Origin of the sequence: Corynebacterium sp. HMSC078A10, assembly GCF_001811565.1 — a bacterium.
Lineage (GTDB): Bacteria > Actinomycetota > Actinomycetes > Mycobacteriales > Mycobacteriaceae > Corynebacterium > Corynebacterium hesseae.
Genome location: NZ_KV805205.1, coordinates 132,745 through 158,826 on the forward strand (window position 1 = coordinate 132,745; position 26,082 = coordinate 158,826).

A 26,082-nucleotide genomic window follows, 5' to 3' on the forward strand; every position below is an offset into this window, starting at 1 on the left:
TATTGAAAAACTTTTTAACTAACTGGGGTCCTCGGTGCTCAAAGGATGAAAATCCCGCGAGATAAGGCGCGAGAAGCAAGAAACAGTCAAGAAAAAATCTTCGCAGCTCAACGGGTAAAAATAGCGTCGCGGAGTGCTGTTTTAGGCCTGTTTGTGGTTAATGAAGCAAGAAAGCGATCCCTATTCGCTCCAGAACGGAACATAGCGCAACGAACGCGGACCGGCGTTGGGATCGTAGGCATGGATGAGTCCTTCCTCGACGGTGGCGGCAAGCAGGCGTGTGGCCTGAGCGGCTTGTGAATTCTTCAGCCCGAAGCGCTGACGGATTGAGGAATTGTTAACGGGGAGGTTCTCGAGGAAGCGAAGGCAAGCGTGTTGATAGACGGCTTGGGTCTTTTCTTCCATAGTCATCAGCGCAAAGGGGCGGTAGGCGCTGAGGGAGACGGTGGTACTTCCGTTGGCGCGAATGAGAGCAGGTGGGAAGTGCTCGGCTTCGAGTGAAGAGACGATTTTATCCCAGCCACTTCCGCGTTGCTCGACAAAATGCGCCAGACGTAAAGCTTCACCGAGATGGGTATTGCGTGTGGTGGACGCCGAGTCAATGAACCGTTGGGGGTCGATAAGCGGGGTGCCTGGGTTGGTTACTTCGACCCGATCGCTGAAAATCTCCACGGTTAAGAACCGGCCACGCTGTTCAAGATCCTGGTGCATGAGCGCATTTGCTAGCACCTCGCGGAAGGCTACCGTTGGCAACAACGGAGTCACTACGCGCTTACCACTGGAATCAATATGTTCGCCACCTGGACGAATGGTGTTGAAGAGCGTGACTATGTGGGTGAAGGAAGACGCATAGCCTTCGGTGAATTCCCATTCTCGTTCCACCTCCGTGCGTGAAGGACCGTTGAAATGTAGGACGCGGGGAGCGCGCCCGCGCAGCTCCGGAAAGTCCTGAAGAGAGCGCGCATACATGAGCGCGGACCAAGCCGGAATATGCCAGCCTTGCTCGTGTGAGTAGGAGATGGCTTTGGCGCTCCTCAACGTGTCGATGAGGGCGGCGCCTGTCGTATGTGGGAGTTCCGGTCTATTAAGGAAGAAAGCCTCAGGATCAAGCAGGTCGGTAATCGATTCGGGCTCAAGGCCCTCGGCCACTACTGTGTTCTCAAATTCGAACTGGTTGAGTTTTTGCCAGAGCTGACGTTCCTCATTGGGAAAGTCCATGAGGTTTTTCATGTAGCTGCCCTTGCGGAAATACCGCTTCCCTTCGAAGGAATACGGGGCGGACAATGCGGCGGGGATGCGCAGAAGCACAACGAGATGTCCATCAACCGTGATCTCGTCGAAGGTCAGTTCAGGGGCTGGGCTAATGACGCGGTTGAGCCAAGGAAGGAGATCCTCGTTTCCCTTCCCTTTGGTGAGCTGCCAATTAAAGGTCGTCCCGACGATGGTTCGGTCGTCGTTGACACCCCACACGAGATATCCCGCAGGCTCATCATGCAGGCGCGCCGAATTTCCCAAGGCGCAAGCATATTTCGCAATCTCCGCGCCGGAGGATAGCTTGTTTACCTTGAACTCGAGCCACGGTAGCTCAGCCGGAAGCGTTGTAAACCGTTTCACGCGGGCTACAAGTTGTTCCTCAGGCGCAGTATTGATGGGAGTCATGAGTAAAAGTATGCGCGAGAAGCAAGAAACAGTCAAGAAAAAGTCTTCGCAGCTCAACGGGTAAAAATAGCGTCGCGGAGTGCTGTTTTAGGCCTGTTTGTGGTTAATGAAGCAAGAAAAGACCGCCTCGAACTCCGGGGAGGAGACGAAGCGGTCTTTTGTTAAGCGCCTAGCGCAGAATTACTTCTTCAGGCCGTCAATGATTTCGTTGAAGGCAGCGACCGGGCGCATGGTCTGGTTGAGCTTCTCCTCGTTCGGGGCGTAGTAGCCGCCGAGGTCGACGGGGGAGCCCTGGACGTCGAGAAGCGCCTGCTCAATCTCGCCAGCCTTGGCCTCGAGGGCCTCAGCAACCGGCTTGAAGGCCTCGGCCAGCTCGGCGTCGTCAGTCTGCGCAGCCAGCTCCTTGGCCCAGTTGAGGGTCAGGAAGAAGTGGGAGCCGCGGTTGTCGTTCTCGCCTACCTTGCGGGACGGGGACTTGCCCTCATCCAGCAGGGTCTCGGTGGCCTTGTCCAACGCTGCGGCCAGCACGCCAGCCTTGGCGTTGCCGTTGGTGTTGTGCTCGTGGCGGAAGGACTCAGCCAGGGCCAGGAACTCACCGAGGGAGTCCCAGCGCAGGTGGTTCTCCTCCTGAACCTGCTGGACGTGCTTCGGAGCGGAGCCGCCGGCACCGGTCTCGAACAGGCCGCCGCCAGCCATGAGCGGAACCACGGACAGCATCTTCGCGGAGGTGCCCAGCTCCAGGATAGGGAAGAGGTCGGTGTTGTAGTCACGCAGGACGTTACCGGTCACGGAGATGGTGTCCTCGCCCTTGCGGATGCGCTCCACGGAAATCTTGGTTGCGGTGACCGGATCCTCGATGGAGATGTCCAGGCCCTCGGTGTCGTGATCCTGCAGGTACTTCTTGACCAGCTCGATGAGGTTGGCGTCGTGGCCGCGCTCCGGGTCGAGCCAGAAGATGGCCTTCATGCCGGACAGGCGGGCACGGTTGACAGCCAGCTTGACCCAGTCCTGGATCGGGGCGTCCTTGGTCTGGCAGGCGCGCCAGATATCGCCAGCTTCCACGTCGTGGGAGATAAGAGCCTCACCCTTGGAGTTGCGAACCTCAACGGTGCCCGCAGCCGGCACCTTGAAGGTCTTGTTGTGGGAGCCGTACTCCTCAGCCTTCTGTGCCATGAGGCCGACGTTCGGGACGGTACCCATGGTGGTCGGGTCGTAGGCACCGTTAGCCTTGCAATCCTCGATGACAGCCTGGTAGACACCGGCGTAGGAGGAATCCGGGATGACGGCGAGGGTGTCCTGCTCTTCGTCGTTCTTGTTCCACATGTGGCCGGAGGTGCGGATCATGGCCGGCATGGAGGCGTCAATAATGACGTCAGATGGAACGTGCAGGTTGGTAATGCCCTTGTGGGAGTTGACCATCGCGAGGTCCGGACCCGCGGCCAGCGCGGCGTCGAAAGCGGCCTTGATCTCAGCACCGTTCTCCAGCTTGTCCAGGCCCTCGTAGATAGCGCCCAGGCCGTTCTCGCCATTGAGGCCAGCGGCCTCGAGCTCCTCGCCGTACTTCTCAAAGACATCAGCGAAGAAAGCGCGCACGACGTGGCCGAAGATGATGGGGTCAGAAACCTTCATCATGGTGGCCTTGAGGTGAGCGGAGAAGAGAACGCCCTCTTCCTTGGCGCGGGCAACCTGTGCCTTGAGGAACTCATCGAGTGCCTTGGCGGACATGAAGGTGCCGTCGATAACCTCGCCCTTGAGGACCGGCAGCTTCTCCAGCAGGGTCTGCTCGCCCTCGGCGGTCTTCAGAACGATGGAGAGGGTGTCCTCCTCCGGCATGATGACGGACTTCTCGTTGTGGCGGAAGTCGTTAGCGTCCATGGTGGCCACGTTGGTCTTGGAATCAGCGGACCAAGCGCCCATCTTGTGCGGGTTCTTCTTAGCGAAGTTCTTGACCGCAATCGGAGCGCGGCGGTCGGAGTTGCCCTCACGCAGAACCGGGTTGACGGCGGAGCCCTTGACGGCGTCGTACTTCTCCTGAGCCTCTTCGTACTCCGGGAGATCAAAACCGGCTGCCTGCAGCTCAGCAATAGCCTTCTTCAGCTGCACCAGGGAAGCGGAGATGTTCGGCAGCTTAATGATGTTGGCTTCCGGGGTCTTAGCCAGCTGGCCAAGCTCAGCCAGGGCATCGGAGACCTTCTTGTCACCAAGGCGCTCAGGGAACTGGGCCAGGATGCGGCCGGCCAGGGAAATGTCGCGGGTTTCTACCTCGATGCCCGCGGTGGAAGCGAAGGCCTCCACGACCGGCTTGAAGGAGTAGGTCGCCAGCAGCGGCGCCTCGTCGGTACGGGTCCAGATAATCTTTGCCATGGTTCTCCTAAAGAAGTTGAAAACTGTTCAACCTCACAGGATACCTGTCTTATTTTCTCGCGGTGCCGGTCCCCCTGTGACTCGCGCCACCAGCGGGGCGGGGCTGTGTGATTGCTAGGGCCTTCTCGTCTGCGCGCGGGAAAGGGACTAAGGTACGCGCACGTGAATCTCCCGCACTCCGCTCCCCGCATCCAACGCCGTCCCGTCCCGCGCCAAACGGAAATCTCCTCAACCCGCCGCACCATCGTCATGATCGCCATGGCGCTGGGCGCCTTCGCCATCGGCACCACGGAGTTCACCTCGATGGGCCTGCTGCCGCTCATCGCGGATGATTTCGGGATTACGGAAGACACGGCGTCGGTAGTCATCTCCGTCTACGCGCTCGGCGTCGTCGTGGGTGCGCCGGTCATCGCAGCACTCACGGGCAAGCTCCCACGCCGCCGCCTCATTATCCTGCTTATTGGCTTCTTGCTCGTGGGCAACCTGCTCACGGCCGTGGCCCCGAACTACGGAGTTCTGCTGGTGGCGCGCTTCATCGCTGGCCTGCCGCACGGCGCGTACTTCTCCGTAGCTAACCTGGCGGCGGTATCGATGGCGCCGCCGGGCCGCCAAGGTTTTGCCATGTCGATGGTGGGCATGGGCCTGTCCATCGCCACCGTGATCGGAGTGCCCGCGGCCCAGGCCCTAGGCCAAGGATTGGGCTGGCATGCGGCGTACTTTTTGGTCGTGGCCATTGCGGGGCTGACGATGATCCTGCTCTTTTTCCTCTTCCCGCACATGACGCGTATGCCGCAAACGGATATGTTTACTGAGCTTGGCGCGCTGAAAAACAGCCAGGTTCTGCTCACCGTCTTCCTTGGCACCGTTGGCTTCGGCGGCATGTTCGCCGTTTATACCTACATCACGTGGACCATGACGGACGTCGCCGGCATGGACCCGAGCCACACGTGGATTGTGCTCATGGCCTATGGCATCGGCATGACCACAGGCAACGTCGCCGGTGGCTGGTTGGCGGACCGTAACCTGGAATTCGGCATCATTTTTGCCCTTATCTGCATGGTTAGCGTGTCGGTGACCTTCTACTTCGTGGCTCACAGCGCGTGGGCGGGCACGATTGTCTTTGGCGTCTTGGCCTTCTTCGGCTCCATCCTTGTGCCGTCGTTGCAGCTGCGCTTGGTCAACGTGGCGGGGGATGCACAGACCCTCGCGGCGGCGTTGAACCAGTCCGCCCTCAACATCGCCAATGCGGCGGGCGCGGCCATCGGCGGCGCAGTCGTGGGCGCGGGCTACTCCTATAACTCCACCGCGCTGGCCGGTGCGGGCCTGGCGGTGGCAGGCTGTCTCACCTGGGTTGTCACAATGTGGGACAAGCGCCGTCTAGCCCCTTCCGTGAAGATTATTGAACAGAGTTAGACTGTCCGGCATGAGTTTCACCATCGCCTCCGTCAACGTCAACGGCATCCGCGCGGCTTGCAAACAGCGCAATGAGAACAACCCAGGCATGAACGCGTGGCTGGAGACCACACCGGCCGACGTCGTCCTCATGCAGGAGGTGCGCGCCAACCCCGAGCAGACCCAGAAGGCCTTGGCCCCGGCTCTGGAGGCCGGATGGAACCTGGTACAGGCCGAATCTGCCGCCAAGGGCCGCGCGGGCGTGGGTATCCTATCGAAGCATGCGCTTGGCGACGTCTCCGTAGGCTTCGGCTCCTTCGCCGAATCCGGCCGCTTCATCGCCGCCACCGTGGAAGGCGTGCGGGTGGCTTCCCTGTATTTGCCTTCCGGTGATACCGATTCCCCGAAGCAGGATGAGAAATACCTCTTCCTGGATGAATTCTCTGACGTTCTGGATGAGATGGCCGTGACCTACCCGGAGGCCGTCATCGGCGGTGACTGGAACATCTGCCACCGCGCCCAGGACCTGAAGAACAATAAGGCCAACGAGAAAAAGTCCGGCCACCTGCCGGAGGAGCGCGCCTTCATGGACCGCGTCTTCGGTTCTTTCCCGGATGAGCAGCCGCAGGACAAGAAGGGGCTGGGGGACTGGCTCGGCGTGGTGGACTACGAAACCAAGACCGCTTGGGAGGCGGCCAAGGATCCGCAGTGGTTTGACGTCGCCAGGCGCCTGTACCCGGCGGCGGATGGCCCCTACACGTGGTGGACCTACCGTGGCCAGGCTTTCAACAACGATGCCGGATGGCGCATTGACTACCAGGCGGCCACGAAGGCCATGCTGGAGCGCGCGCAGCGCACCTGGGTGGAGAAGGCGCCGACGGTGGAGGAGCGCTGGTCTGATCACTCTCCGCTTCTGGTCGAGTACAAGTAGCCCACTCCAAGTAGTGGTACGATAATCCCGTCTTAACGTCCTTTTCTATTTCGCAGGAGATGCTCATGACCCGCGCAATCATCTACTTTGTCCTCGGCGCTATTCTGCTTGCCCTGGGTATCTGGTGGTGGACCATCGTCGGACCGTCCTTTGCCTTCCTTGGCCCGATCGTCCTCCAGGGCGTTGGCGGCGCGTTCATGGTGGCCGGTTTCGCCGTCATGATGGACGTTATTAGCCCGACCTCCCGCAAGATTTAACCGACGCAGCGCCGCCCCAGCGGAGGCGGCAGAGTAGAGTGGTCAACCATGACTGACTCCACTTCTGCATCGAACTCCGCTTCCCGAGTCCTCTCTGGCATTCAGCCCACGGCGGACTCTTACCACCTGGGTAACTACCTCGGAGCGCTCAAGCAGTGGATTGACCTGCAAGACTCGCACGAGGCTTTCTACTTCATCCCGGACCTGCACGCCATCACGGTGGAGCAGAACCCGGAGGAGCTGCGCCACCGCACTGTGGCGGGTGCTGCGCAGCTGATCGCGTTGGGCATCGACCCGGCGAAATCTACCCTCTTCGTCCAATCCCACGTCCCCGCGCACGCGGAGCTGACGTGGGTTTTGCAGTGCCTGACCGGCTTCGGTGAGGCCTCCCGCATGACCCAGTTCAAGGACAAGTCTCAAAAGCAGGGCCAGGACCGCACCTCGGTGGGCTTGTTTACCTACCCCGTTTTGATGGCCGCGGATATCCTTCTCTATTCCCCGCACTACGTGCCGGTGGGGGAGGACCAGCGCCAGCACCTCGAGCTCACCCGCAACCTGGCGGAGCGTTTCAACAACAAGTACGGTGAGGTCTTCCGCGTGCCGGAGGCCTTCATTCCGGAAGGCTCGGCCAAGATTTATGACCTGCAAGAGCCGACGTCCAAGATGTCGAAGTCGGGGGCCAACCCGAAGGGCATCGTGAACCTGCTCGATGCTCCCAAGACCTCCGCCAAGCGCATCAAGTCCGCGGTGACCGATGACCTCGGCGTGGTGGCCTTTGACCGTGAGAAGCAGCCGGGCGTGTCCAACCTACTGGCCATCCAGTCCGCGCTGACGGGGGAGAGCATCCCGGATCTCGTGGACAAGTATGCCGGTCAGGGCTATGGCCACCTCAAGGTCGATACGGCCGAGGCGCTCGAGGCCTTCACCACTCCGCTCAAGGCTCGCTACGACGAGCTCATGGAAGACCGCGGCGAGCTCGAGCGCATCTTGGCCCAGGGCGCCGAGCGCGCTACGGAGATCGCCACCCCCCTCGTGGACAAGGTCTACGAGGCGGTGGGGTTCCTCCCCGCGCGTCGCGGCTGAGTTGGCTAGCATGATGAAGACTGTGTAGAGGTTTCTGTAATTAACTTTTAAGGGGAACGCCAGTGGCGCCAACGACTCGACCTGATGAGAAGAAGACCGATGACTACGGCATTGAGCGAGCTCACGCCGATGAACCGGGCGCGGTAGACAAAGTCCGTGAGAAGTCCGGCTTCATCGACCACATTATGAAGATGCTGGACCGCTACGGTAGCCAAGGCGGCAACCAGTTCGCGGCCGGAATTACGTATTTCTCGGTTCTAGCTCTCTTTCCCATCTTCATGCTCACCGTGGCCGCCGCCGCGACCGTGCTGGCGAACCGCCCCGACCTCATGCAGCAGCTGGAGGAGCAGATCACCAACGCCGTATCGGGCGATCTGGGTAATTCGATTACGGAGCTTCTCCACACCGCGATTAAGCAGCGCGGCGCGATGTACGGCATCGGTGGCCTGACCACCCTGTGGTCCGGGCTCGGCTGGATGAATAATCTGCGCATCGGCATTTCTGCCATGTGGAACCAGGACCCCACCGACGCACCGGGCAATTTCGTGACCCATAAGCTCAGCGACCTGCTGGGCCTCATCGGCCTGCTCGTGGCCATGATCATCGCCTTCGGCGTGACGGCAGCGGGTTCGTCCGGGCTGACCCAGAAGATCTTCGAGTGGGTCGGCATCGAGTCCTTCCCTGGCATGGGAGCGGTGCTTGTTATCGCCGGAATCGTGATTGGTCTTATCGCTAACTTCCTGGTCTTTTGGTGGATGGTGGCCTTCCTGCCGCGCACGAAGGTGCCCACCAAGTCGGGCTTGATGGGCGCGGCCATTGGCGCGGTGCTTTTTGAAGCCATCAAGCAGCTGTCCACCGTCATCATGTCCTCCGCGGCGGGCAACCCAGCCGGTGCCGTGTTCGGCCCTGTGATTGTCCTCATGGTGGTCATGTACCTGGTCTGGCGCGTCGTGCTCTACGTTTCCGCGTGGACGGCCACCACCGAGGAATCCCTTGAGCTGATGGTCCCGCCGGTTCCGGATCAGGCGGTTATCCGCGTCCGCAATGAGATCCGCCGGGGCCCGAACCCGGGCGTGGCCTTGGGTGCCGGTGCCGCACTCGGCGCGGCGGCCGCAGGCGCATGGGCCTTGCTGCGCCGAAAGTAGGCCGATGCTTCCAGTATCTTTCGCTCCGAACCTGTATGAACACTTCACCCTGGATTCGCGCGCGACCTCACGCGAACTCGGCGTGCAGCTGGCGGCTGCCGACGCCCGCCTCGAAGGCCTCGGCTACCTCCCCGAGGATGCGGAGCGCGAGGAGCTCGCCGTTGCCGCCCGCATCCTCTGCGAGCCTTCTACCCGGGCAAGCTATGACCAAAAGGTAGAATCAGGCGCCCGGCTTACTTGGGCGCAACTGGAGGACTACGCGAATACCGGCCGCTGGGACGAAAGCCACCACGCTCCCGCGCCCGCGCACGACGCCCCGCGTGCAACCCCCGGCACCCGCGTGCTTTTGGCCGTCATCGACTACGTCATTGCGGCGATCGGTGTGTCCCTCCTCGTAAGTCTCGGGGTGTACAACTCCGCTTTCAATGAGGTCTGGCTCACCAGCATCTCGGGCATCATCACGGTGGCCTATTACATCTGCTTCGAGGTCCTCGTAGGAGCAACGCCGGCGAAGCTGATAGCTGGATACACGGTGCGCGATGTCACCACCCGCGAGAAGCTCACCTGGCAGCAGAGCATTAAGCGCAACTGGTGGCGCGTGGCCTCCCTCGTGCCGCTTGTCGGCCCGCTCATTGCCTTCTTCGGAGCCCTCTACGTGGTGACCACGATTGGCCCGAAGAACGCGCTTCGCGGCCAGCACGACATCATGGCTAACGCCGAAGTAGTGAAAAAGTAGCCACCGCCACCACGAGGAGGGTGACGAGGCCCGCCACCAGCCACCCGATCCAGCCCTGCGAGTCCGCGAAGGACGACGCCGTCGCCGGGGCCTCAGCGGTGGCGGTGGCAGAAGGCGTGGTGGGCGCTGTGCTGGGCTCCTGCGACTCCGAAGGCTCATGCCTCCCAGCCGCGAAATCATCGAGCTGCCCCACGCCGTCGCCGGGCTGGACGTCGGAGGCTTCGTCGAGAAGCATCTGCGCCTGCTCCCACGCGCGGAAACCATGCTCAACGGTCGTATCGAGGAGAACCGCCTGGAGGCGGCGCCCATCGCGGTTGATCGCACCGACGAAAGTGTGGTGCGCGTCCTCGGTATAGCCGGTCTTGCCGCCGATACCATCCGGATCATTGAGGAAGAGCCCGTTATCGTTCCACAGCTCATAACCGGGCATGTCACCCCAGCCGGGAAACTCCACGTGCTCAGTATCGACGATGCGCGCGAAGGTGTCGTTGGCAAAAGCCGCGCGGTAAATCAGCGAGATATCCGCCGCGGACGTCGACATACCCGCCGCGTCCAGCCCGGAGTAGCTGGCCGCCACCGTCGAGCGCGTGCCAATCTCCTTCGCCTTCGCGTTGACCTTCTCCAGCGCCTCCTCATCCCCGCCTATGGCCTGCGCGAGAGCGTGTGCGGCATCGTTGCCGGAAGCCATGAGCAAACCCTGGAGAAGCTGCTCCACGGTATAGACCCCATCCGGGCCGAGGCCGACGGCGGAGCCTTCGACGGAGGCGTCGTCAAGCGTGGCGGTGATGCGTTGGTCCAAGGGAAGCTCCTCGATGACCACGAGCGCTAACAGTGCTTTGATGATGGAGGCCGGGCGGTAGCGCCCGTTGGGGTCCTTCATGGCGATGATCTCGCCCGTGTCCACGTCACTGACCATCCACGCCGAGGCCACGACGTCCTTATTGACCCGAAAACCCGACGGCGCGGTGACACCGCACGCAGCGCCCTCAACCGCGGGCAGGGGAGTGGGCGCTGCCTGGCCGGGAGCCAACCGCTCCGAGGTGGTCGTCGGCTCCTCAGGCACGAGGGAATGCGGGCACAAGTCAGTATCCGGCGCAGTGGTGCGCGTGGGCGATGATGACTCTTCCTCTTCTGCAAACGCCGGCGGCGTGGCGGCCAGAGCGATGACGGTGAGGAGCGCGGGGACATGTTTCATAGCGTGCTTAATCCTAGACCCCGTCCTAGGATGAACCTCATGCATGACGCACCTCTGATTAGCCCCGAAAACAAAGATTCCGGCGCCGAGATTTTCGCTCGTCTGCCCAAAGTGACGCTGTTGGCGCCGCTGCCCACGGTTGCATCCACCCCGGACGAGCTCCGCGCGGCCACGCACGCTGCTGTGCAGGCGCTTGCCGACGACCACGTGGTCTACGCCGAGCTCCGCCTGCGCCCCAGTGCTTTCCCCTTCGGCGCCGCCGAGGCGCTGGCTGCGGCGCAAGAGGGTCTTGATGTTCCCGGTATTGATGCGCGGATCATCGTGGAGGGCGCGGCCGACAATGTGGATGCCGGCGAGGCTGTTGCCGGTGCAGCGCTGACTGAGCTGTCCGCAGCGGAGAAGCTGCGTGAAAATTTCATTCCCTGGGAGCGGGACGTGGCTTCGTACGAGGATGCCGTGGCAGCCGTGCACGCCGGTGCGACGCGTTTGGTCCACGCAACGGATCTCATCGATGATTTCGGTGCCGACCTTGACGGCGTTCGCCCGGGCAAGGCCTCTGCGTGGGTGCGGGATCGCCGCATCGCGCTGACCTTCGCGCCGCTAGAGGAATTGCCCGCAGAGGAGCTGGTCGATCACCCTCTGCCGCTGCTGCAGCAGCTCGGCTTTACCTGCACGGTGGCGGGCGAGAAGCTCAGCGATGTCTTCCTCGCCCTGAGCGAGACCTTCGGCTATGGCCTCGAGGAGTTCTTCGACCTCACCATCAAGGCCATTGAGAATTCCTTTGCTAGCGAAGAAGACCGCCAGCGCCTCATCGAGCAGGAGATCCTGCCCGCCTATGAGGAACTGGCGGATCCGGAATTCGCGGAAGACGCTTCAGAAATGAGCGATTCCGATGCGGAAGAAGACAGCGAGTCTTCCAAGTAGAAGCTAGAAGCGGGAGAAACGCTTCGTCAGCATTTCCTCCAGGCCCTTCCAGGACTCCGCGTGCTCGGTGTAGGGCTTGGAGGGGACGTAGCCCGCGTGCTCGGTGGAGCCGAGCATGTAGCCCAGGTAGTCCTGGAAGCGCGGGTTCTGCAGCATATAAGAGTTGATGGAGTCATCCCCGGCCCAGTCGGCAGCGTCGGCACAGACCTCGTAGCAGCGGCTCATCTGATCCGTATCGACTGCCTCCGGACCCTTTTCAATGTCGCGCACGATGCCATTGAAGGTGTACTGGTTATCCGGGTGGACGGTGACCTCGAGCTCGCCCGCGTTCGCCGCGGCAACGACCTCCTCCCAGGTGGAAACCTTTGCTAGGTCATGGTCGTCGTTCTCCATGATCCAGCGCACGAGCACCTTGGAGCTGGGGAAGGTAAAGATCTCGCCCCACTTGCCCAGGAACACCGGCTTGCCGTTGAGGTAGGTGCGCAGGGTGTAGACCGTCCGCTGGTTGGCGGTGATCTTAATCGGGTCGATGCCTGCGGCTGCCCACGGGGAATTGTCGTAGGGATCGGCGGATTTCGCTGCCGCCTCGCGCTCTTCTTCGGCCTTCTTGCGTGCTTCTTCCGCGGCTTCGCTGGCGGCAGAGATGCGGGTAGCGGCATCCGCGGTTGCCTCCTGGCTGAAATCGGAGGAAGGGATGACCTTGACTACCTTGTCGAGGTCCTCGATGACCTCACGCCAGTTGCTATGAATAACGCGGCCTACGCCGGACCATTCGCCCATGCCTTGGTCACCGGCATAGTGATCGGCTCCGCGGGCGGGGTTGCGCAAAATGGAATGCGAAGCGAAGAAAATCACGGTGTGCTCCGCGGCCCCGACCTCTGCCAGCGCGTGTGCAATTTCTAGGCAGCGTGCGACGGTGGACACGTTCTCGTGGCTGGGGCGGCCAGCCAAGTGCTTTGGCATGCCGATGAGGTCGTATACGTGCTTCTTCTCCGGAACGACGCGGTCCGCCGCCTGGGAATTGAAGGCCTCCCACTTTGGGTGATCGAGCAGGTCGTGCTTCGAGCCGGATTCGAGGAAGCACAGCATCTCGGCTTCGGTGTTAAAGAGCAAGACGGACTCGTCATCACCGAGGAAGGCCTGCCACTCGGAACCATTCTGGCGCCACTTCGGCGCCCAGAGGGTATAAAAATCACCCTCAGAAAGGGAGAGCTGGATGGGTACAATCGCGCGGGTGTTCATGGGCAAACAGTCTACCCTGTAGGCCTCCAGAACCCTTTGAAAGCCATCCCCATGTTGTTAGTACGCAGCGGATTGGTTTGCACAGGGCTGCCCGCTTCCACCATTTGTCCGCCGCCGGAGTACATGGCCACGTGACCATCCCACACGATGAGGTCACCGGGCTGCAGTTCGTCTGCGCTTACCTGACGGCCCACGGTCTGGCTTTCTGCGGTGCGCGGCAGCTCCACCCCCGCTTGGCGCCAAGCCCATTGCGTCAACCCAGAGCAATCAAAGCTGCCATTGCCGGTACCGCCCCACCCATAGGGAGTCCCCACCTGGGACAAGGCGGCCTGTGTCGCTGCCTGCCCTTGCGTGGTTCCTTCGCTTGCGGTGGAGGACGCGGTGAGTGCGTGGCGCACCACGCCTTCCTCCTGCGGGCCGCGCACCGAGGGGCGAACAGCACGCTGGCCAATGGGGATGAGGGGAGCTGCTGCTTGCAGGAGCTCCCCAGCCAGCTGCTTGACGCGAAGCATCGCTTTGCCAACGTATTCCATGGCCAGGGCTTGCAATGCTGAACGCGCCGCAGCCTGTGTTGCAGGATTTGGGATAAGCAACCCGAGAGCGATAGGTAGTCCGCGCTGGAGAAGCTCGAAGCCCAGACCGATGAGGTCCCTGACTGTCGCCGCGATGAGCCCGCGGGCAGTATCCAGAGCTGAGCGGGCGGTGGAGAGATCCTCAGTGGCTTGGCGTGCAGTGTCTAACAACGCCCGTGGATCCCCATGCGCAATTTCCGCTAGCGGCCCTGCAGCAGTGAGATCGGGCACAGTGGGCAGGGAGACGTCGGGAAGCTGCGCCGGCTGAATCCGGGCAATGTGGGCGAGTGCTGACTCCAACATCACAGACCCCCGCACGCGTTCGCGAGAGCACCATCGGCGTCTTCCGCTTCGCGGGCCATGCGGAAGCTGGAGTCCGCCACGGCACCGGCATCCGCCCTGACCTGGGTAAGGCGGGCAGCAAGGTTCTCCATGGCGGTGTTAAAGGTTCCAGTGAAACCGCCCAGAACGGTATCGACCGGTAGCTCAGGAGGGGGAGTGGAGGAGGCCTGGGAGATGGCGGCAAGCTCATGCGCCAGCCTACGGGTGTGTTCGGTGTCGATATTAAACGTGTGGAAGCTAGTCATGGCTTATTAGACTGTGCTGCCCGCTGATCGGTTCCCGGCCGATTCTTATACAGTGAAGGGCATGGATATCCACGTAGTAGACCACCCCCTCGCCGCCTCCCGGCTCACACTCATGCGCGATGCCCGCAGCGATAATGCCGCCTTCCGTGCAGCTCTGCGGGATCTTGGCACCATGCTCGTCTATGAGGCGGCGCGCGACCTGCCCGTTGAGCACTTTGAGTGTGTCACTCCCGTCGCCACGGCCGACGGTACCCGTCTGCAGGATCCGCCGATCATCGTGCCCATCATCCGTGCTGGACTGGGCATGATTGACCCGGCGCTGTCGATGATCCCTGATGCCCAAGTTGGCTTCATTGGCATGGCGCGCGATGAAGAAACCCATGAGCCGGTGCCTTACCTGGAGGCCCTGCCGGAGGATCTCAGCGGGCGTAGCGTCTTTGTCGTCGATCCGATGCTCGCCACGGGCGGTTCCCTCCTGCATTCCCTGAAACTCCTCGCGGACCGCGGCGCCACCGATATCACCGCGATCTGCATGGTGTCCGCGCAGCCGGGCGTCGATGCGCTGGCCAACTCGGGGCTGCCGGTTCGCTTGGTTACCGCGGCGATTGATCCGGCCCTCAACGAGGACGCCTACATCGTGCCGGGGCTTGGCGACGCCGGCGACCGCCTCTACGGTCCCCGCAATATCGACCTGTAGCGAAGGTAGACCGCTTAGTATATCCGGCGTGTGACCTGCCCGGCTAACTGAACCGCATGGTCTAGTTGTAGACTCTTCCCAACAGGACACCACGGAGGAGGAAGCAGTGATCTCGGACTACGTCAGTGAGTGGTTCAGCAACCACCGCGCGGAGGTCATCGCGTGGCGCCGCCATATTCACCGCCACCCGGAGACCTCCAATAAGGAAGTGGAAACCACGCGCTTCCTGTCTCGCACCCTGCGTGAGTACGGTCTGGAGCCGCAGCTTTTCCCCGAAACCGGCCTCATGGTGGACATCGGGCCCGATACGGAACTTGGGCGCCTGGCCTTCCGCGCCGACATCGACGCGCTCCCGGTCACGGAGGTCACGGGCCTTGAGTACACCTCCGAGGTCCCCGGCGTCATGCATGCCTGCGGGCATGACATGCACACCACCATTGCACTAGCCACGGCCTGTGCCTTGGCGGATCTCAACCGTGAGCACCCGCTGGACTTCGGCGTTCGCGTCATCTTCCAACCTGCCGAAGAGGTTTGGGTAGGCGGCGCCACCGACGTCATCGAGTGGGGTGCGCTCGAAGGCGTGAACTCCATCTTTGCCGTCCACGTCGAGCCGAAGCTGCGCGTCGGGCGCATTGGCGTCCGCGCCGGGGCGATCACCTCCGCGACTGACGTCGTGGAAATCAACGTCTCCGGCCCGGGTGGGCACACGTCGCGCCCGCACTTGTCGGCGGACGTCGTCTATGCGTTGGGCAAGCTGCTGACGGACCTGCCGGGTTTGCTCTCGCGCCGCGTCGATCCACGCACCGGCACCGTCTTGGTCTTTGGTCAGGTGAATTCCGGCTATGCACCGAACGCGATTCCCGAGACCGGCTCGGTGTCTGGCACCATGCGCACGGCGGATATCGGGATCTGGCGCGAGATGCAAACGCTGTTCTCTGAGCTTGTGGAGCAGGTCCTGGCGCCCCTGGGCGTGGAACATGAGCTGGTCTATCACCGTGGGGTTCCGCCGGTGCTGAACGACGACGTCTCCACCGCCCTCCTCGCCAGCGCTGCCCAGGCCATCGACCCGCAAGCCGTGGTCCAAGCGCCGCAGTCCTCGGGCGGCGAGGACTTCTCCTGGTACTTGGAGAAGGTCCCCGGTTCCATGGCCCGCCTGGGTTGTTGGTCCGGCGAAGGCGAGCAGCACGATCTGCATATGGGTGATTTGGCCCCCGATGAGAGGGCTATCGGCGTGGGCGTCAAACTCTTCGGCTCCGTGGCGGAACAGTTTGCCAACGTGGAGGATTAGTTTTCTAACTACTACACTGTGACAAGGATTTCCCAGAGTTCTTATAGGCAGATTTTTAAAAAAGGAGCGACAGTGTCACAGGAAGCCCCCCGCATCGTAATTATCGGCGGCGGCCCCGCAGGCTACGAGGCTGCGACTGCCGGCGCCAAGTACGGCGCGCACATTACGTTGGTTGAGGAACAGGGCCCCGGTGGCTCCTCCGTTCTTTTGGACTGCGTCCCGTCGAAGTCCTTTATTGCCGGCGCCAACATTCGCACCGACTTCCGCCGCGCGGATGATATGGGCCTGAACCACCAGCTCGGCTCGCTGAAGCTGAGCCTGGAGGCGCTTAACGGCCGCGTGCAGGCGCTGGCCGGCAACCAGTCCCGCGACGTGCGCGCGGGCCTGGAGAAGATCGGCGTCAAGGTCATCGATGGCCGCGCCGCATTCTCCGAGGACCAGCACGGCGTGAAGGGTGCCGCGCACAAGGTTGATGTCACCCACACTGATGGCACCACCGAGACCCTCGACGCGGACCTGGTCCTCGTTGCCACCGGTGCCACCCCGCGCATCTTGCCGGGCGCTCAGCCGGACGGCGAGCGCATCCTGACCTGGCAGCAGGTTTATGACCTCAAGGAGGAGCCGGAGCACCTCATCGTCGTCGGCTCCGGCGTGACCGGTGCCGAGTTCGTTTCCGCCTTCGCGGAGATGGGTGTGCGCGTGACCATGGTGGCTTCTCGCGACCGCATTCTGCCGCATGATGACGCCGATGCTGCCGACGTCCTCGAGACCGTCCTGGCTGAGCGCGGCGTGGAGCTGGAAAAGAACTGCCGCGTCGAAACGGTCTCCCGCACCGAGGACGGAAACGTCGTGGTGAAGACCCAGGACGGCCGCGAGATCCACGGCTCCCACGTCATCATGTCCATCGGTTCCATCCCGAATACGAAGAACCTGGGCCTCGAGCACGTTGGCGTGGCTACCACGAAGTCCGGTCACATCGAGGTTGACCGCGTTTCCCGCACCAACGTTGCCGGCATCTACGCCGCGGGTGACTGCTCCGACCTCTTCCCACTGGCCTCCGTTGCCGCGATGCAGGGGCGTATCGCCATGTACCACTCCCTGGGTGAGGGTGTATCCCCGCTGCGCTTGAAGACGGTCGCCACCGCCGTGTTTACCCGCCCGGAGATCGCTGCCGTGGGCTTTACCCAGGCGGAGATTGAGGCGGGCGAGGTCGCCGCGCGCACCATCACGATGCCGCTGAACACCAACCCGCGCGCCAAGATGCGCTCTCTCCAGCACGGTTTTGTCAAGCTCTTCTGCCGCGCGACCTCCGGCCGCGTAATCGGCGGCGTCATCGTCGCCCCGACCGCTTCCGAGCTCATCCTGCCCATCGCCGTGGCGGTAACCAACCAGCTCACCGTGAACCAGCTGGCGGATTCCTTCGCGGTCTACCCGTCGCTGTCCGGCACCATCACCGAGGCAGCCCGCCGCCTCGTTGCCCACGACGACCTCGAGTAGGCAGGCTCCAGCTCTGTTCTAGCTTCAGCTCGGTTTTATAAGCCCAGTGTGCTCACCGCATGCTGGGCTTCTTCCATGGTGAACCGCTCGCCGTAGTCGCTGGTGAGCTGCATAGGGGTTGGACATGAGAGAACCTCCTGCTTAGGTGAGAGACGAGAGCCCGGCGTGGTGCCGAGCGAGTCCTATCTTGGCAAGCCACCTGGACATTGCTGCAGGAAATTCGAAAGCGTGGGCGAATTGGTGAAAACTACGAGGTCGCGTAAGCCGAAACCGGAGTGGCATTGAGGTCGAGGCTGACGGAGCGCCCCGCCTGTGGGAAGGCGCGCTGCGGGCAGGCCGGGCGTGGGCAGGCGGCGCAACCGGGGCCGATGGGGGTTGCCTCGGAAGGGGAGAGGTTGAGCGCATCGGCGTAAACCACGCGATCCGCCTGCGCAATATCGCAGCCCAACCCCACGACGAATTCCTTGCGCGGCGTGCCCCAAGCCTGAGCCTGGCCTTGGACGAAGCGCGCGATCCACAGGTAGGTGTGGTCATCGGGCATCGAAGCCACCTGGCGCGTGATGCGGTTTGGCGTTTCAAAAGCACGGTGGACCACCCACAACGGGCACGAGCCGCCGCTGCGCGCAAAGTGGAAGGCGGTGGAGGACTGGCGCTTGGAAATGTTGCCCGCGCGGTCGGTCCGGATGAAGGAGAAAGGGACACCTTGGTGGTGGGGCCGCTGAAGCGTCGACAAGCGCTGCGCGGTGGTCTCGAAACCAGTGCCAAAGGATGCCGCGATCACATCAATGTCGTAGCGCGTCTCCTCCGCGGTGGTGAGGAGCTGCGTATAGGGCATGGTGACGGCCGCCGCGAAGTATTGGGCCAGACCATAGGTGCCGATGGAGCGGGCTTCGGCGCTGGGGAGTTCAGCCACGAGTTCCGCGCAATGCTCCGGGTAGGCCAGGAGGCAGTACTGGAGCGCCATCTCGAAGACGAGCTGGGCTTCCGTGAGTCCTGCGCGCAGGTGCAGCTCGCGGTCGTGGAAGGTCCGTCGGCGCGGTGAGGCTGAGGAGAATCGTGTCGTAACGCCGAACTCGTCCTGCAGGACTGAGGCCAAGCGCCCGCGGCGCAGGACGCGGTCACCGAGGGAATCGGACAGCTCCTCGGCGGCGACGTCCAGGCTGTGAATGTAGTTGTGGGCGTCGTAGAAGAAGTCGCGGACCGCTTCGAAAGGGCCGGTTTCCGCGGGGGTGTGTGCGGCGGCGGCGACAAGCCTGGGGAGTAGCTCGGGGAAGCGCCCGCTTAAGTCAGTGAGTGTGGTGTCGGAGGCCTCGGGGAAGAGCTGACGCAGCTCGGCGAGCGCGCGCAGGTCGCGGTCTCCCGCGAAGTAGGTGGCGTCAACGCCAAAGCGTTGTGTCAGCTGCATGAGGACGGTGACGGTGAGGGGGCGCTGGTCATTCTCCAGCTGGTTGAGATAGCTGGTGGACATCCCCAGTTGTTGTGCCATGGCCGCTTGGGTGAGTTTGCGTTCTTTGCGTAGTGCGTGGATTCTTGCCCCCGCGTAGTGCTTGCTCATTGTGTGCGTCCTCCCAAAAAGCCGCCCCAACAGGTAATTACACAAGGTTTGCAAACAACGCAAAACCCTGCAACAGATAAACACAGTTTACACATGTGGCAGGCCACACGGGCGGGGGATAGTGTGATGGCTATCGCAGCCGTTGTTGTCTAGGAGGAAAACCCCGTTGATTAACCACGAAGTACGTACCCACAAGTCCGCTGAGAACTTCCCCATCGAAGAGCACCTGGCGTACAAGATTGCCAAGGTCGCAGCAGATCCCGTTGAGGTTCCGGCCGAGACCACCGAGATGATCATCAATCGCATCATCGATAACGCCTCCGTGGCCGTGGCCTCTGCCACCCGCCGCCCGGTGACCTCCGCCCGAGTCATCGCTCAGGCCCACCCGGCTCAAAAAGGCGGAGCCACCATCTTTGGTGTTGACGGCACCTACTCCGCCGAGTGGGCAGCCCTGGCCAATGGCACTGCCGTGCGCGAGCTGGACTACCACGACACCTTCCTCGCCGCCGAATACTCCCACCCGGGCGATAACATCCCGCCAATCCTGGCCGTGGCACAGCACAAGGGGCTGACCGGCAAGGAGCTCATCCGCGGTATCGCCACCGGCTACGAAATCCAGGTCAACCTGGTCAAGGGCATTTGCCTTCACGAGTGGAAGATCGACCACGTGGCGCACCTCGGCCCCTCCGTCGCCGCGGGCATCGGCACCATGCTCGGCCTCGACGTCGACACCATCTACCAGGCCATCGGCCAGGCGCTACACACCACCACCGCCACCCGCCAGTCCCGCAAGGGCCTCATCTCCTCCTGGAAGGCCTATGCACCGGCGTTTGCCGGCAAGATGGGCATCGAAGCAGTAGACCGCTCCATGCGCGGCGAGGGTGCCCCGGCCCCGATTTGGGAAGGCGAGGACGGCTTCATCGCCTGGATGCTCCACTCTCCGGAGCGCACCTACACCGTCCCTCTCCCGGCTGAGGGCGAGGAAAAGCGCGCCATCCTGGACACCTACACCAAGGAGCACTCCGCGGAGTACCAGGCACAGGCCCCGATTGACATGGCCTTTGCCCTCAAGAAGACCTTGGCTGAGAAGGGCCTGAAGGTGGAGGACATCGAGTCCATCGTCCTGCACACCTCGCACCACACCCACTACGTCATCGGCACCGGCGCCAACGACCCGCAGAAGATGGACCCGAACGCCTCCCGTGAGACTCTGGATCACTCCATCATGTACATCTTCGCCGTGGCCCTGCAGGACGGCGAGTGGGACTACGAGACCTCCTACTCCGACGAGCGCAAGCACCGCCAGGACACCATCGACCTGTGGCACAAGATTTCCACCGTCGAGGACCCCGAGTGGACCCGCCGCTACCACTCCAACGACCTGGAGGAGAAGGCCTTCGGCGGCAAGGCTGTCATTACCTTCAAGGACGGCACCGTGATTGAGGATGAGCGCGCGGTGGCCGACGCCCACCCGCTCGGCGCCCGCCCCTTCGGCCGCGAGGAGTACATCAACAAGTTCAAGAAGCTCGCCGCCGGCAAGGTATCGGAGGAGGAACAGGAGCGCTTCCTCGCTGCCGCCCAGAACCTGGAAAACCTCACCGACCTGAGCGAGCTCAACGTTCGCCTCACCGACGAGGCTATCGCCACCGCACCCGAGACCCCGAAGGGACTGTTCTAAATGGCTGGCCTATTTGGCTCTACTACCAGCAATGCAGACAAGCGCAAGAGCTTCCGCGAGGCGCTGAACGCACCGGGAATTACCACGCTGCCGGGCGCCTTCAACCCGTTGACCGCGCGGCTCATCCAGGACATCGGCGGCTTCGGCGGCGTCTATGTCTCCGGCGCGGTGCTGGCTAATGATTTGGGTCTGCCGGACATTGGTCTCACCACCCTCACTGAGGTGGCGCAGCGCGCCGGGCACATTGCCCGCGCCACGGACCTGCCTGTGCTTGTCGACGCCGACACGGGCTTCGGCGAGCCCATGTCCGCCGCCCGTACGGTTGCCGCGCTGGAGGACGCCGGCCTGGCCGGCTGCCACCTGGAAGACCAGGTCAACCCGAAGCGCTGCGGTCACCTCGATGGCAAGGAAGTGGTGCCGACGGACCTTATGGTTCGCCGCATCACCGCCGCGGTCAACGAGCGCCGCGATGAGAACTTCATCATTTGTGCGCGCACCGATGCCGCCGGCATCCACGGCATCGATGAGGCCATCGAGCGCGCCAAGGCCTACGCCGACGCCGGCGCGGACCTCATCTTCACTGAGGCCCTGTACTCGCCGGAGGACTTTGAAAAGTTCCGCGCCGCCGTGGACACCCCGCTGCTGGCCAACATGACGGAGTTCGGCAAGACCGAGCTGCTGTCCGCCAAGCGCATCGAGGAGCTGGGCTATAACGCCGTCATCTGGCCGGTATCCACCCTGCGCGTGGCCATGGGCGCTACCGAAGAATTCCTCCGCGACATGCAGGAAACCGGCCTGCAATCCGAGGAATGGCTCGACCGCATGCAGCACCGCTCCCGCCTGTATGAGCTGGTGCGCTACGACGAGTACAACGCCTTCGACCAGAGCGTGTTCACCTACTCCAAGGACAGCTACAAGCCCACCTTCGACTAGGGCACACGGCCTGAAACTCACACTAGAACCCAATAAAAGGAGAAAACACCATGTCTGAAACCCCAGAAATCCGCAAGGGCCTGTACGGCGTTGTCGTCGATGAGACCGCCGTGTCCAAGGTTGTCCCGGAGACCAACTCCCTGACCTACCGCGGCTACCCGGTCCAGGAGCTGGCACGCTACTGCTCCTTCGAGGAGGTTGCCTACCTGCTGTGGAACGGCGAGCTGCCCACCCAGGATGAGCTGGTTCGTTTCTCCGCTCGTGAGAAGGCATTGCGCCACCTGGACCGCCACCTCATTGACCTGATCACCTCCATGCCGAAGTCTTGCCACCCGATGGACGTTCTGCGCACCGCAGTCTCCTTCATTGGTTCCCAGGACCCGGAGGAGTACACCAAGGATTCTGAGCACATCCGCCGCACCGCGCTGGAGCTCATGGCGAAGCTGCCGACCATCGTCGCCCTCGATATCCGCCGTCGCCGCGGTGAGGGCTACATCGAGCCTTCCCGCAAGAAGGGCTTTGCGGAGAACTTCCTGTGGATGGTCTTCGGTGAGGAGGAAGGTTCGCCGGCCCTGTCGCGCTCCGATATTGAGGCCTTTGATAAGTCCCTCATCCTCTACGCCGAGCACTCCTTCAACGCCTCCACCTTCGCCGCCCGCGTGGTGACCTCCACGATGTCCGATACTTACTCCGCCGTCACCGCCGCCATTGGCGCCCTCAAGGGCCCGCTGCACGGTGGTGCTAACGAGGCCGTGATGAAGAACTTCCTGGAGGTCGGTGACCCGGCCAAGGCAGAGGAGTGGACGCTCAACAAGCTCAAGAACAAGGAGCTCGTCATGGGCTTCGGTCACCGCGTGTACAAGAACGGTGACTCCCGTGTTCCGACCATGGAGGCTGCCTTCCGCGAGCTGGCCAAGGACCACGGCCAGGAGCAGTGGGTGGAGATGTACGAGAACATGGCGAAGACCATGTACGAGAACACCTCCATCAAGATTCAGCCGAACCTGGATTTCCCGGCTGGCCCCGCGTACCACATCCTTGGTTTCGACATTGAGTTCTTCACCCCGATCTTCGTGATGGCCCGCATCACCGGCTGGACCGCACACATCGTGGAGCAGAACGAGAACAACTCCCTGATCCGCCCGCTGTCTGCCTACAACGGCAAGGAGCAGCGCTCCGTTCCGCCGAAGCAGATCTAATTAGCGGTTGCGCTTGACGACGGGCGCTGCATGTGGCGAAGGCATGACATGCCGACGCCACATGCAGCGCCTAATGCTATTGCGCCTGCGGCAACAAGAAGTGCATTCCAATCGATGGCAAAAGTGAGGCCATCTCCCATTGCGTAGACCATTCCGGCAAGCGGGAGGATTCCAGCGAGACAGCCAGTAATGATCGCGGCACATGCCAGTGTGGCCGTAGTGAGTACAACGATTCTTAGGTGCCAGGAAGAATCGAGGCCTAGTACTTTGAAGGTGGTCTCGATTGCTTCGGTGGCGCAAGCAAGTTGCCGCGAGAAAACAAAGGTTACGGCTAACGCGCTGAGCAGCGCGGCTGCCAAACTGATATAGAATGCCCGCGGTGTCGAAGAGGTTTGAATCAGCGGCAGTAGTACGAGCTCGTGGGGGATATGGGCTTGTGCAGCGCTATCAAGAAAGCGCTTTTCTTGGTCTTCCTGGAGACCCGTAAAGACCCATTGTGTCCTACCTGCCGATGCATCTAGTTTCTGCGCCGTGGATGCAAGGATAAATCCTCCAGCTAGCTTCTCCCAGTGTGGCCCGAAGTCCATACTCAGCGCTGAAAGTGATGTGGGGCCTGAGTTCTTGCTTGTGCTGATTGAAACGTGGTCTTGGTTGATGAATCTGTGATCACGGACTAATGCTCCAGTCTTAAGGACTTCTTTTTCTGAGGCAGTAAGCTCTCGATCTAAGAGTTGCTCTACGTCATGAACGGATTCGACGCTCAGTACGCCAAAGGTCCCCGACATCTCCGTGGGCATGTCCAGTGTGGCTTGGACATAAGAAACACGAACTGGGGCGGGCACATCCAACGCAGTGGCTACGTGCTGAACGGATTCAGCACGCGTGGAAAGCCCGTCATCTGTCTTCTCTAAAATGTGTGCCTGGTTTGGGGCGATCGTTGACATCAAGCTGTCATTCTCACTGGCTGTGAAGCTGGCTGACATCGAACTGCTAAACACTGCGGTTCCCATGCACAGGACCAACAACGTCAGACCCGTGCCAATAAGCTGCCGGTGCTTCTCTGCAAGTCTCAGGGCCACGCCTGCTGGAGTGTAGGGCCGGCTGGTTCGCGGACAGCGTGCGAGAAGAAGAGAAAAGACGATGCACAATGCCACGGTTGGCAATGGCGCCCAAGTTTCGAACACGTCTGGCCCCAGCAGTGCTGAAGCGACCGTAAAGAGTGCGGCCACAAGGACAATAGCTATAGCACTCCAACGCAAGAATGATGCCGATAGGGCCGGCAGCGGGATATCTTTCCAGAACGGATGCGGCTGGGTCGACGGCGCGGTGGTAATACCGCCAATCAGGAGTGCTGCAAGCGAGCTAGCGAGAAGAAGCACTAACCATTTCCACGGAATGAGGACTCCAGGATCAGGCAACCCTGCAAGTCCCGAAATGAATGGGCGCACGCATTGCGCCAGGCCTGCACCTACAACGAGGCCTAAGACGGAGTACATCAGGGCTGAACGAAGCAGGGTGGATGTGCTGGACTTCCACAACAGGAAGGGCGAGATTCCTAGCTCGAAGAACCGCCGGTTCAACGGGTGAAGAACTAGGTACGTGACTCGCCACAAAAAGAGGATCAAAGCACACGGTATGACAATGGCGAACAGGCCGAAGAAGAAAGAATAGCTATCGGCGAACCCTGAAGGCGGCGTGGCGAGCAGGCTTTCGCGGGTGAGGAGTGAGGTCGAAAAGGCGTCGTCAAGCGCGGCGCGATCAACGAGGTTTGTAGTTTCGAGCTGACTGCTAATGAAGTCGGTGAGCTCGGCAGGAGTCGTTCCTTCGGAACCGAACACAATCGGCCGGACCGAAGCGGAGGTCATGGAATAAGCGTCGGCGTCGATGGTGTTCCATGTTCCCGATGCGCCGTACACCGCTTTCTCCTGGCTGTGGAAGGAATTCGATACAACGCCAACGATGCGGAGCGGTAGCGTGCCGTTGAATGCGGTTGTGTGTTCTCCGACGTTGAAGTTCACGTCCTCGGTAACTACTACCTCGCCAGGAGCGCTGGGCCAATGGCCCTGAACCAATGCCAACCCAAAATCGGGAGCTTGCTCTTCCCAGTGAGACTCCTTGTAGACAAGGGAAGCTGATGGATTGCTATCGACATAGAGATCGTAAGTCTCGAGTTGGGTAGTAAAGCCCCTCTCTGGGGAATCAAGTTGCGGCAGCGTCTGTTCAACCACGCCCGCCCGCGTGTACACAGGCACGTCCACCCGCACGGCGTTGTTTCCCAATTCTGACTGCGCCTTCTGCTGCGGGGACAACGTCATGAAGAGATCAGCCGAGACAGCAAATGCGAATAATCCTAAGCACACTGCGATTGCCGCTGCGCCGAAACGATACCGTTTCGAAGAATGCACGACTTTCGTGATTAGTTCATTGAGCATTCGGGGCTGCTTTCCCAAGCTGGCCGTCGATCAGCGTGTAGGCCGTGCCGCAATAGTCCAACATGATGGGATCGTGACTGGTCGCTATCACGGTTGTGCCAGTTGATGCCAGCTTCTTGAAGAGTCGAAAAATGCCGTGCGAGTTTTCAGAATCGAGCGCAGCAGACGGCTCATCAGCCAAGAGAATTCGCCGTTTCCCAGACAGTGCTCGGGCGATTCCTACTCTTTGGCATTGGCCGCGCGACATCTCTGCGGGAAATCGTTGAGCGAGTTCTGCAAGTCCTACCTGGGTTAAGGCCTCGCAAGCCTTGTCGTGTGCCGTCGTCTCGTCGAATCCCGCTGCGGCAAGCACAAGCATGACATTTTCGAGCGCTGTGAGTTCATTCATCAACAGGTCGTCTTGATGGACGAAGCCGATTGTGTTGCGGCGCAAGGCGAGTAGTTTCTTGGGAGCAGCGGTGGATACACAGGTATCGAAGACCGAGATTGAGCCTTCATCGATAGGTAGAAGACCTGCAACCGCGCGCAGGAGAGTTGTTTTACCGGAGCCGCTCTTTCCTGAAATGCCGAGAAACTCGCCTTCACCAGCTTCTAGGCTTGCGCCTTTGAGAACATGCGTGCGCTGGGCGCCTTCGCCTAAATACTTGTGGACGTTAGAAATGGTGACTGAGTTCATAAGCTCTTTTCTGTCTTCACCGTGCGGTCTTTGGAAGTGA

The 26,082-nt window shown here is 61.6% G+C and carries 23 protein-coding genes; 13 read left to right on the forward strand and 10 right to left on the reverse strand.

The features are described from left to right. Positions 1-180: 180 nt before the first annotated feature. Both HMPREF2808_RS06775 and HMPREF2808_RS06780 read right to left on the reverse strand, forming a co-directional pair. On the reverse strand, positions 181-1,716 hold the full coding sequence (locus HMPREF2808_RS06775) for an RNA-binding domain-containing protein (protein ID WP_141746454.1): 1,536 nt from the start codon (positions 1,714-1,716) through the stop codon (positions 181-183). Between the two features lie 123 nt (positions 1,717-1,839). After that, a complete protein-coding gene (locus HMPREF2808_RS06780) occupies positions 1,840-4,023 on the reverse strand; it encodes an NADP-dependent isocitrate dehydrogenase (protein ID WP_070624305.1) in 2,184 nt (727 codons plus the stop codon). Positions 4,024-4,185: 162 nt separating this feature from the next. On the opposite strand from HMPREF2808_RS06780, the gene HMPREF2808_RS06785 reads away from it, so the two are divergent. From HMPREF2808_RS06785 to HMPREF2808_RS06810, 6 genes are all read left to right on the forward strand, one after another. Beyond that, positions 4,186-5,436: an MFS transporter gene (locus HMPREF2808_RS06785; RefSeq protein ID WP_070564922.1), complete on the forward strand. Its 1,251-nt coding sequence runs from the start codon at positions 4,186-4,188 to the stop codon at positions 5,434-5,436. A gap of 10 nt (positions 5,437-5,446) precedes the next feature. Further along, positions 5,447-6,346 carry an exodeoxyribonuclease III gene (locus tag HMPREF2808_RS06790; RefSeq protein ID WP_070563868.1) on the forward strand — a complete coding sequence of 300 codons (900 nt, stop codon included), beginning with the start codon at positions 5,447-5,449 and terminating at the stop codon, positions 6,344-6,346. A 65-nt stretch (positions 6,347-6,411) separates the two neighbouring features. Continuing rightward, the gene (locus tag HMPREF2808_RS06795) at positions 6,412-6,603 is read left to right on the forward strand and encodes a hypothetical protein (RefSeq protein WP_049157254.1); all 192 of its coding nucleotides are present in this window, start codon (positions 6,412-6,414) and stop codon (positions 6,601-6,603) included. A gap of 48 nt (positions 6,604-6,651) precedes the next feature. Continuing rightward, entirely contained in the window at positions 6,652-7,686 is a 1,035-nt protein-coding gene (gene trpS / locus HMPREF2808_RS06800) for a tryptophan--tRNA ligase (protein ID WP_070530655.1), read from the forward strand. Between the two features lie 62 nt (positions 7,687-7,748). Further along, a complete protein-coding gene (locus HMPREF2808_RS06805) occupies positions 7,749-8,831 on the forward strand; it encodes a YhjD/YihY/BrkB family envelope integrity protein (RefSeq protein ID WP_070563871.1) in 1,083 nt (360 codons plus the stop codon). Positions 8,832-8,835: 4 nt separating this feature from the next. Continuing rightward, complete coding sequence (locus tag HMPREF2808_RS06810; protein WP_070563874.1) at positions 8,836-9,567, forward strand: RDD family protein; 732 nt, start codon at positions 8,836-8,838, stop codon at positions 9,565-9,567. Here HMPREF2808_RS06810 and HMPREF2808_RS06815 read toward each other — a convergent pair. After that, a complete protein-coding gene (locus HMPREF2808_RS06815; RefSeq protein ID WP_070563877.1) occupies positions 9,542-10,762 on the reverse strand; it encodes a D-alanyl-D-alanine carboxypeptidase family protein in 1,221 nt (406 codons plus the stop codon). The two genes, HMPREF2808_RS06810 and HMPREF2808_RS06815, sit on opposite strands and share 26 nt — an antisense overlap. Positions 10,763-10,801: 39 nt before the next feature. Between HMPREF2808_RS06815 and HMPREF2808_RS06820 the strand changes: the two genes are divergently transcribed. Next, entirely contained in the window at positions 10,802-11,686 is an 885-nt protein-coding gene (locus tag HMPREF2808_RS06820; RefSeq protein WP_083299224.1) for an amidohydrolase family protein, read from the forward strand. Between the two features lie 3 nt (positions 11,687-11,689). On the opposite strand, the gene HMPREF2808_RS06825 is transcribed toward HMPREF2808_RS06820, so the two are convergent. Genes HMPREF2808_RS06825 through HMPREF2808_RS06835 form a run of 3 tightly spaced genes read right to left on the reverse strand, consistent with a single transcriptional unit; the run spans position 11,690 to position 14,087 of the window. Beyond that, the gene (locus HMPREF2808_RS06825; RefSeq protein WP_070530645.1) at positions 11,690-12,928 is read right to left on the reverse strand and encodes a hypothetical protein; all 1,239 of its coding nucleotides are present in this window, start codon (positions 12,926-12,928) and stop codon (positions 11,690-11,692) included. Between the two features lie 11 nt (positions 12,929-12,939). Further along, positions 12,940-13,803, reverse strand: coding sequence for a C40 family peptidase (locus tag HMPREF2808_RS06830; protein ID WP_070563883.1), 864 nt, complete (start codon positions 13,801-13,803; stop codon positions 12,940-12,942). Continuing rightward, positions 13,803-14,087 (reverse strand): hypothetical protein, encoded by a 285-nt coding sequence (locus HMPREF2808_RS06835; RefSeq protein WP_070563886.1) that lies wholly within the window; start codon positions 14,085-14,087, stop codon positions 13,803-13,805. The genes HMPREF2808_RS06830 and HMPREF2808_RS06835 overlap by 1 nt, the downstream gene beginning before the upstream one ends. Positions 14,088-14,148: 61 nt before the next feature. On the opposite strand from HMPREF2808_RS06835, the gene upp reads away from it, so the two are divergent. The 3 genes from upp to HMPREF2808_RS06850 all read left to right on the forward strand — a co-directional run bounded on the left by upp (position 14,149) and on the right by HMPREF2808_RS06850 (position 17,569). Next, positions 14,149-14,784, forward strand: coding sequence for a uracil phosphoribosyltransferase (gene upp / locus HMPREF2808_RS06840; RefSeq protein WP_070624306.1), 636 nt, complete (start codon positions 14,149-14,151; stop codon positions 14,782-14,784). A 106-nt stretch (positions 14,785-14,890) separates the two neighbouring features. After that, positions 14,891-16,072, forward strand: coding sequence for a M20 family metallopeptidase (locus tag HMPREF2808_RS06845; RefSeq protein WP_070563889.1), 1,182 nt, complete (start codon positions 14,891-14,893; stop codon positions 16,070-16,072). Between the two features lie 72 nt (positions 16,073-16,144). Next, on the forward strand, positions 16,145-17,569 hold the full coding sequence (locus HMPREF2808_RS06850) for an NAD(P)H-quinone dehydrogenase (RefSeq protein ID WP_070530636.1): 1,425 nt from the start codon (positions 16,145-16,147) through the stop codon (positions 17,567-17,569). 35 nt (positions 17,570-17,604) lie between these two features. On the opposite strand, the gene HMPREF2808_RS13025 is transcribed toward HMPREF2808_RS06850, so the two are convergent. Continuing rightward, entirely contained in the window at positions 17,605-17,682 is a 78-nt protein-coding gene (locus HMPREF2808_RS13025; RefSeq protein ID WP_083299228.1) for an Ltp family lipoprotein, read from the reverse strand. Positions 17,683-17,816: 134 nt separating this feature from the next. Then, on the reverse strand, positions 17,817-19,124 hold the full coding sequence (locus tag HMPREF2808_RS06855; protein ID WP_070530634.1) for a short-chain fatty acyl-CoA regulator family protein: 1,308 nt from the start codon (positions 19,122-19,124) through the stop codon (positions 17,817-17,819). 166 nt (positions 19,125-19,290) lie between these two features. On the opposite strand from HMPREF2808_RS06855, the gene prpD reads away from it, so the two are divergent. From prpD to HMPREF2808_RS06870, 3 genes are read left to right on the forward strand one after another with little or no spacing between them, the layout of a single operon-like run. After that, positions 19,291-20,802, forward strand: a complete 1,512-nt coding sequence (gene prpD / locus HMPREF2808_RS06860; protein WP_070563892.1) for a 2-methylcitrate dehydratase PrpD — start codon at positions 19,291-19,293, stop codon at positions 20,800-20,802. Continuing rightward, entirely contained in the window at positions 20,803-21,735 is a 933-nt protein-coding gene (gene prpB / locus HMPREF2808_RS06865; RefSeq protein WP_070563895.1) for a methylisocitrate lyase, read from the forward strand. Positions 21,736-21,785: 50 nt separating this feature from the next. Continuing rightward, entirely contained in the window at positions 21,786-22,934 is a 1,149-nt protein-coding gene (locus HMPREF2808_RS06870; RefSeq protein WP_070597157.1) for a bifunctional 2-methylcitrate synthase/citrate synthase, read from the forward strand. Here the strand turns inward: HMPREF2808_RS06870 and HMPREF2808_RS06875 are convergent. Beyond that, on the reverse strand, positions 22,931-25,366 hold the full coding sequence (locus tag HMPREF2808_RS06875) for a BatD family protein (protein ID WP_070597158.1): 2,436 nt from the start codon (positions 25,364-25,366) through the stop codon (positions 22,931-22,933). The genes HMPREF2808_RS06870 and HMPREF2808_RS06875 overlap by 4 nt on opposite strands. Continuing rightward, a complete protein-coding gene (locus HMPREF2808_RS06880) occupies positions 25,356-26,042 on the reverse strand; it encodes an ABC transporter ATP-binding protein (RefSeq protein ID WP_070597159.1) in 687 nt (228 codons plus the stop codon). The genes HMPREF2808_RS06875 and HMPREF2808_RS06880 overlap by 11 nt, the downstream gene beginning before the upstream one ends. Positions 26,043-26,082: the final 40 nt, after the last annotated feature.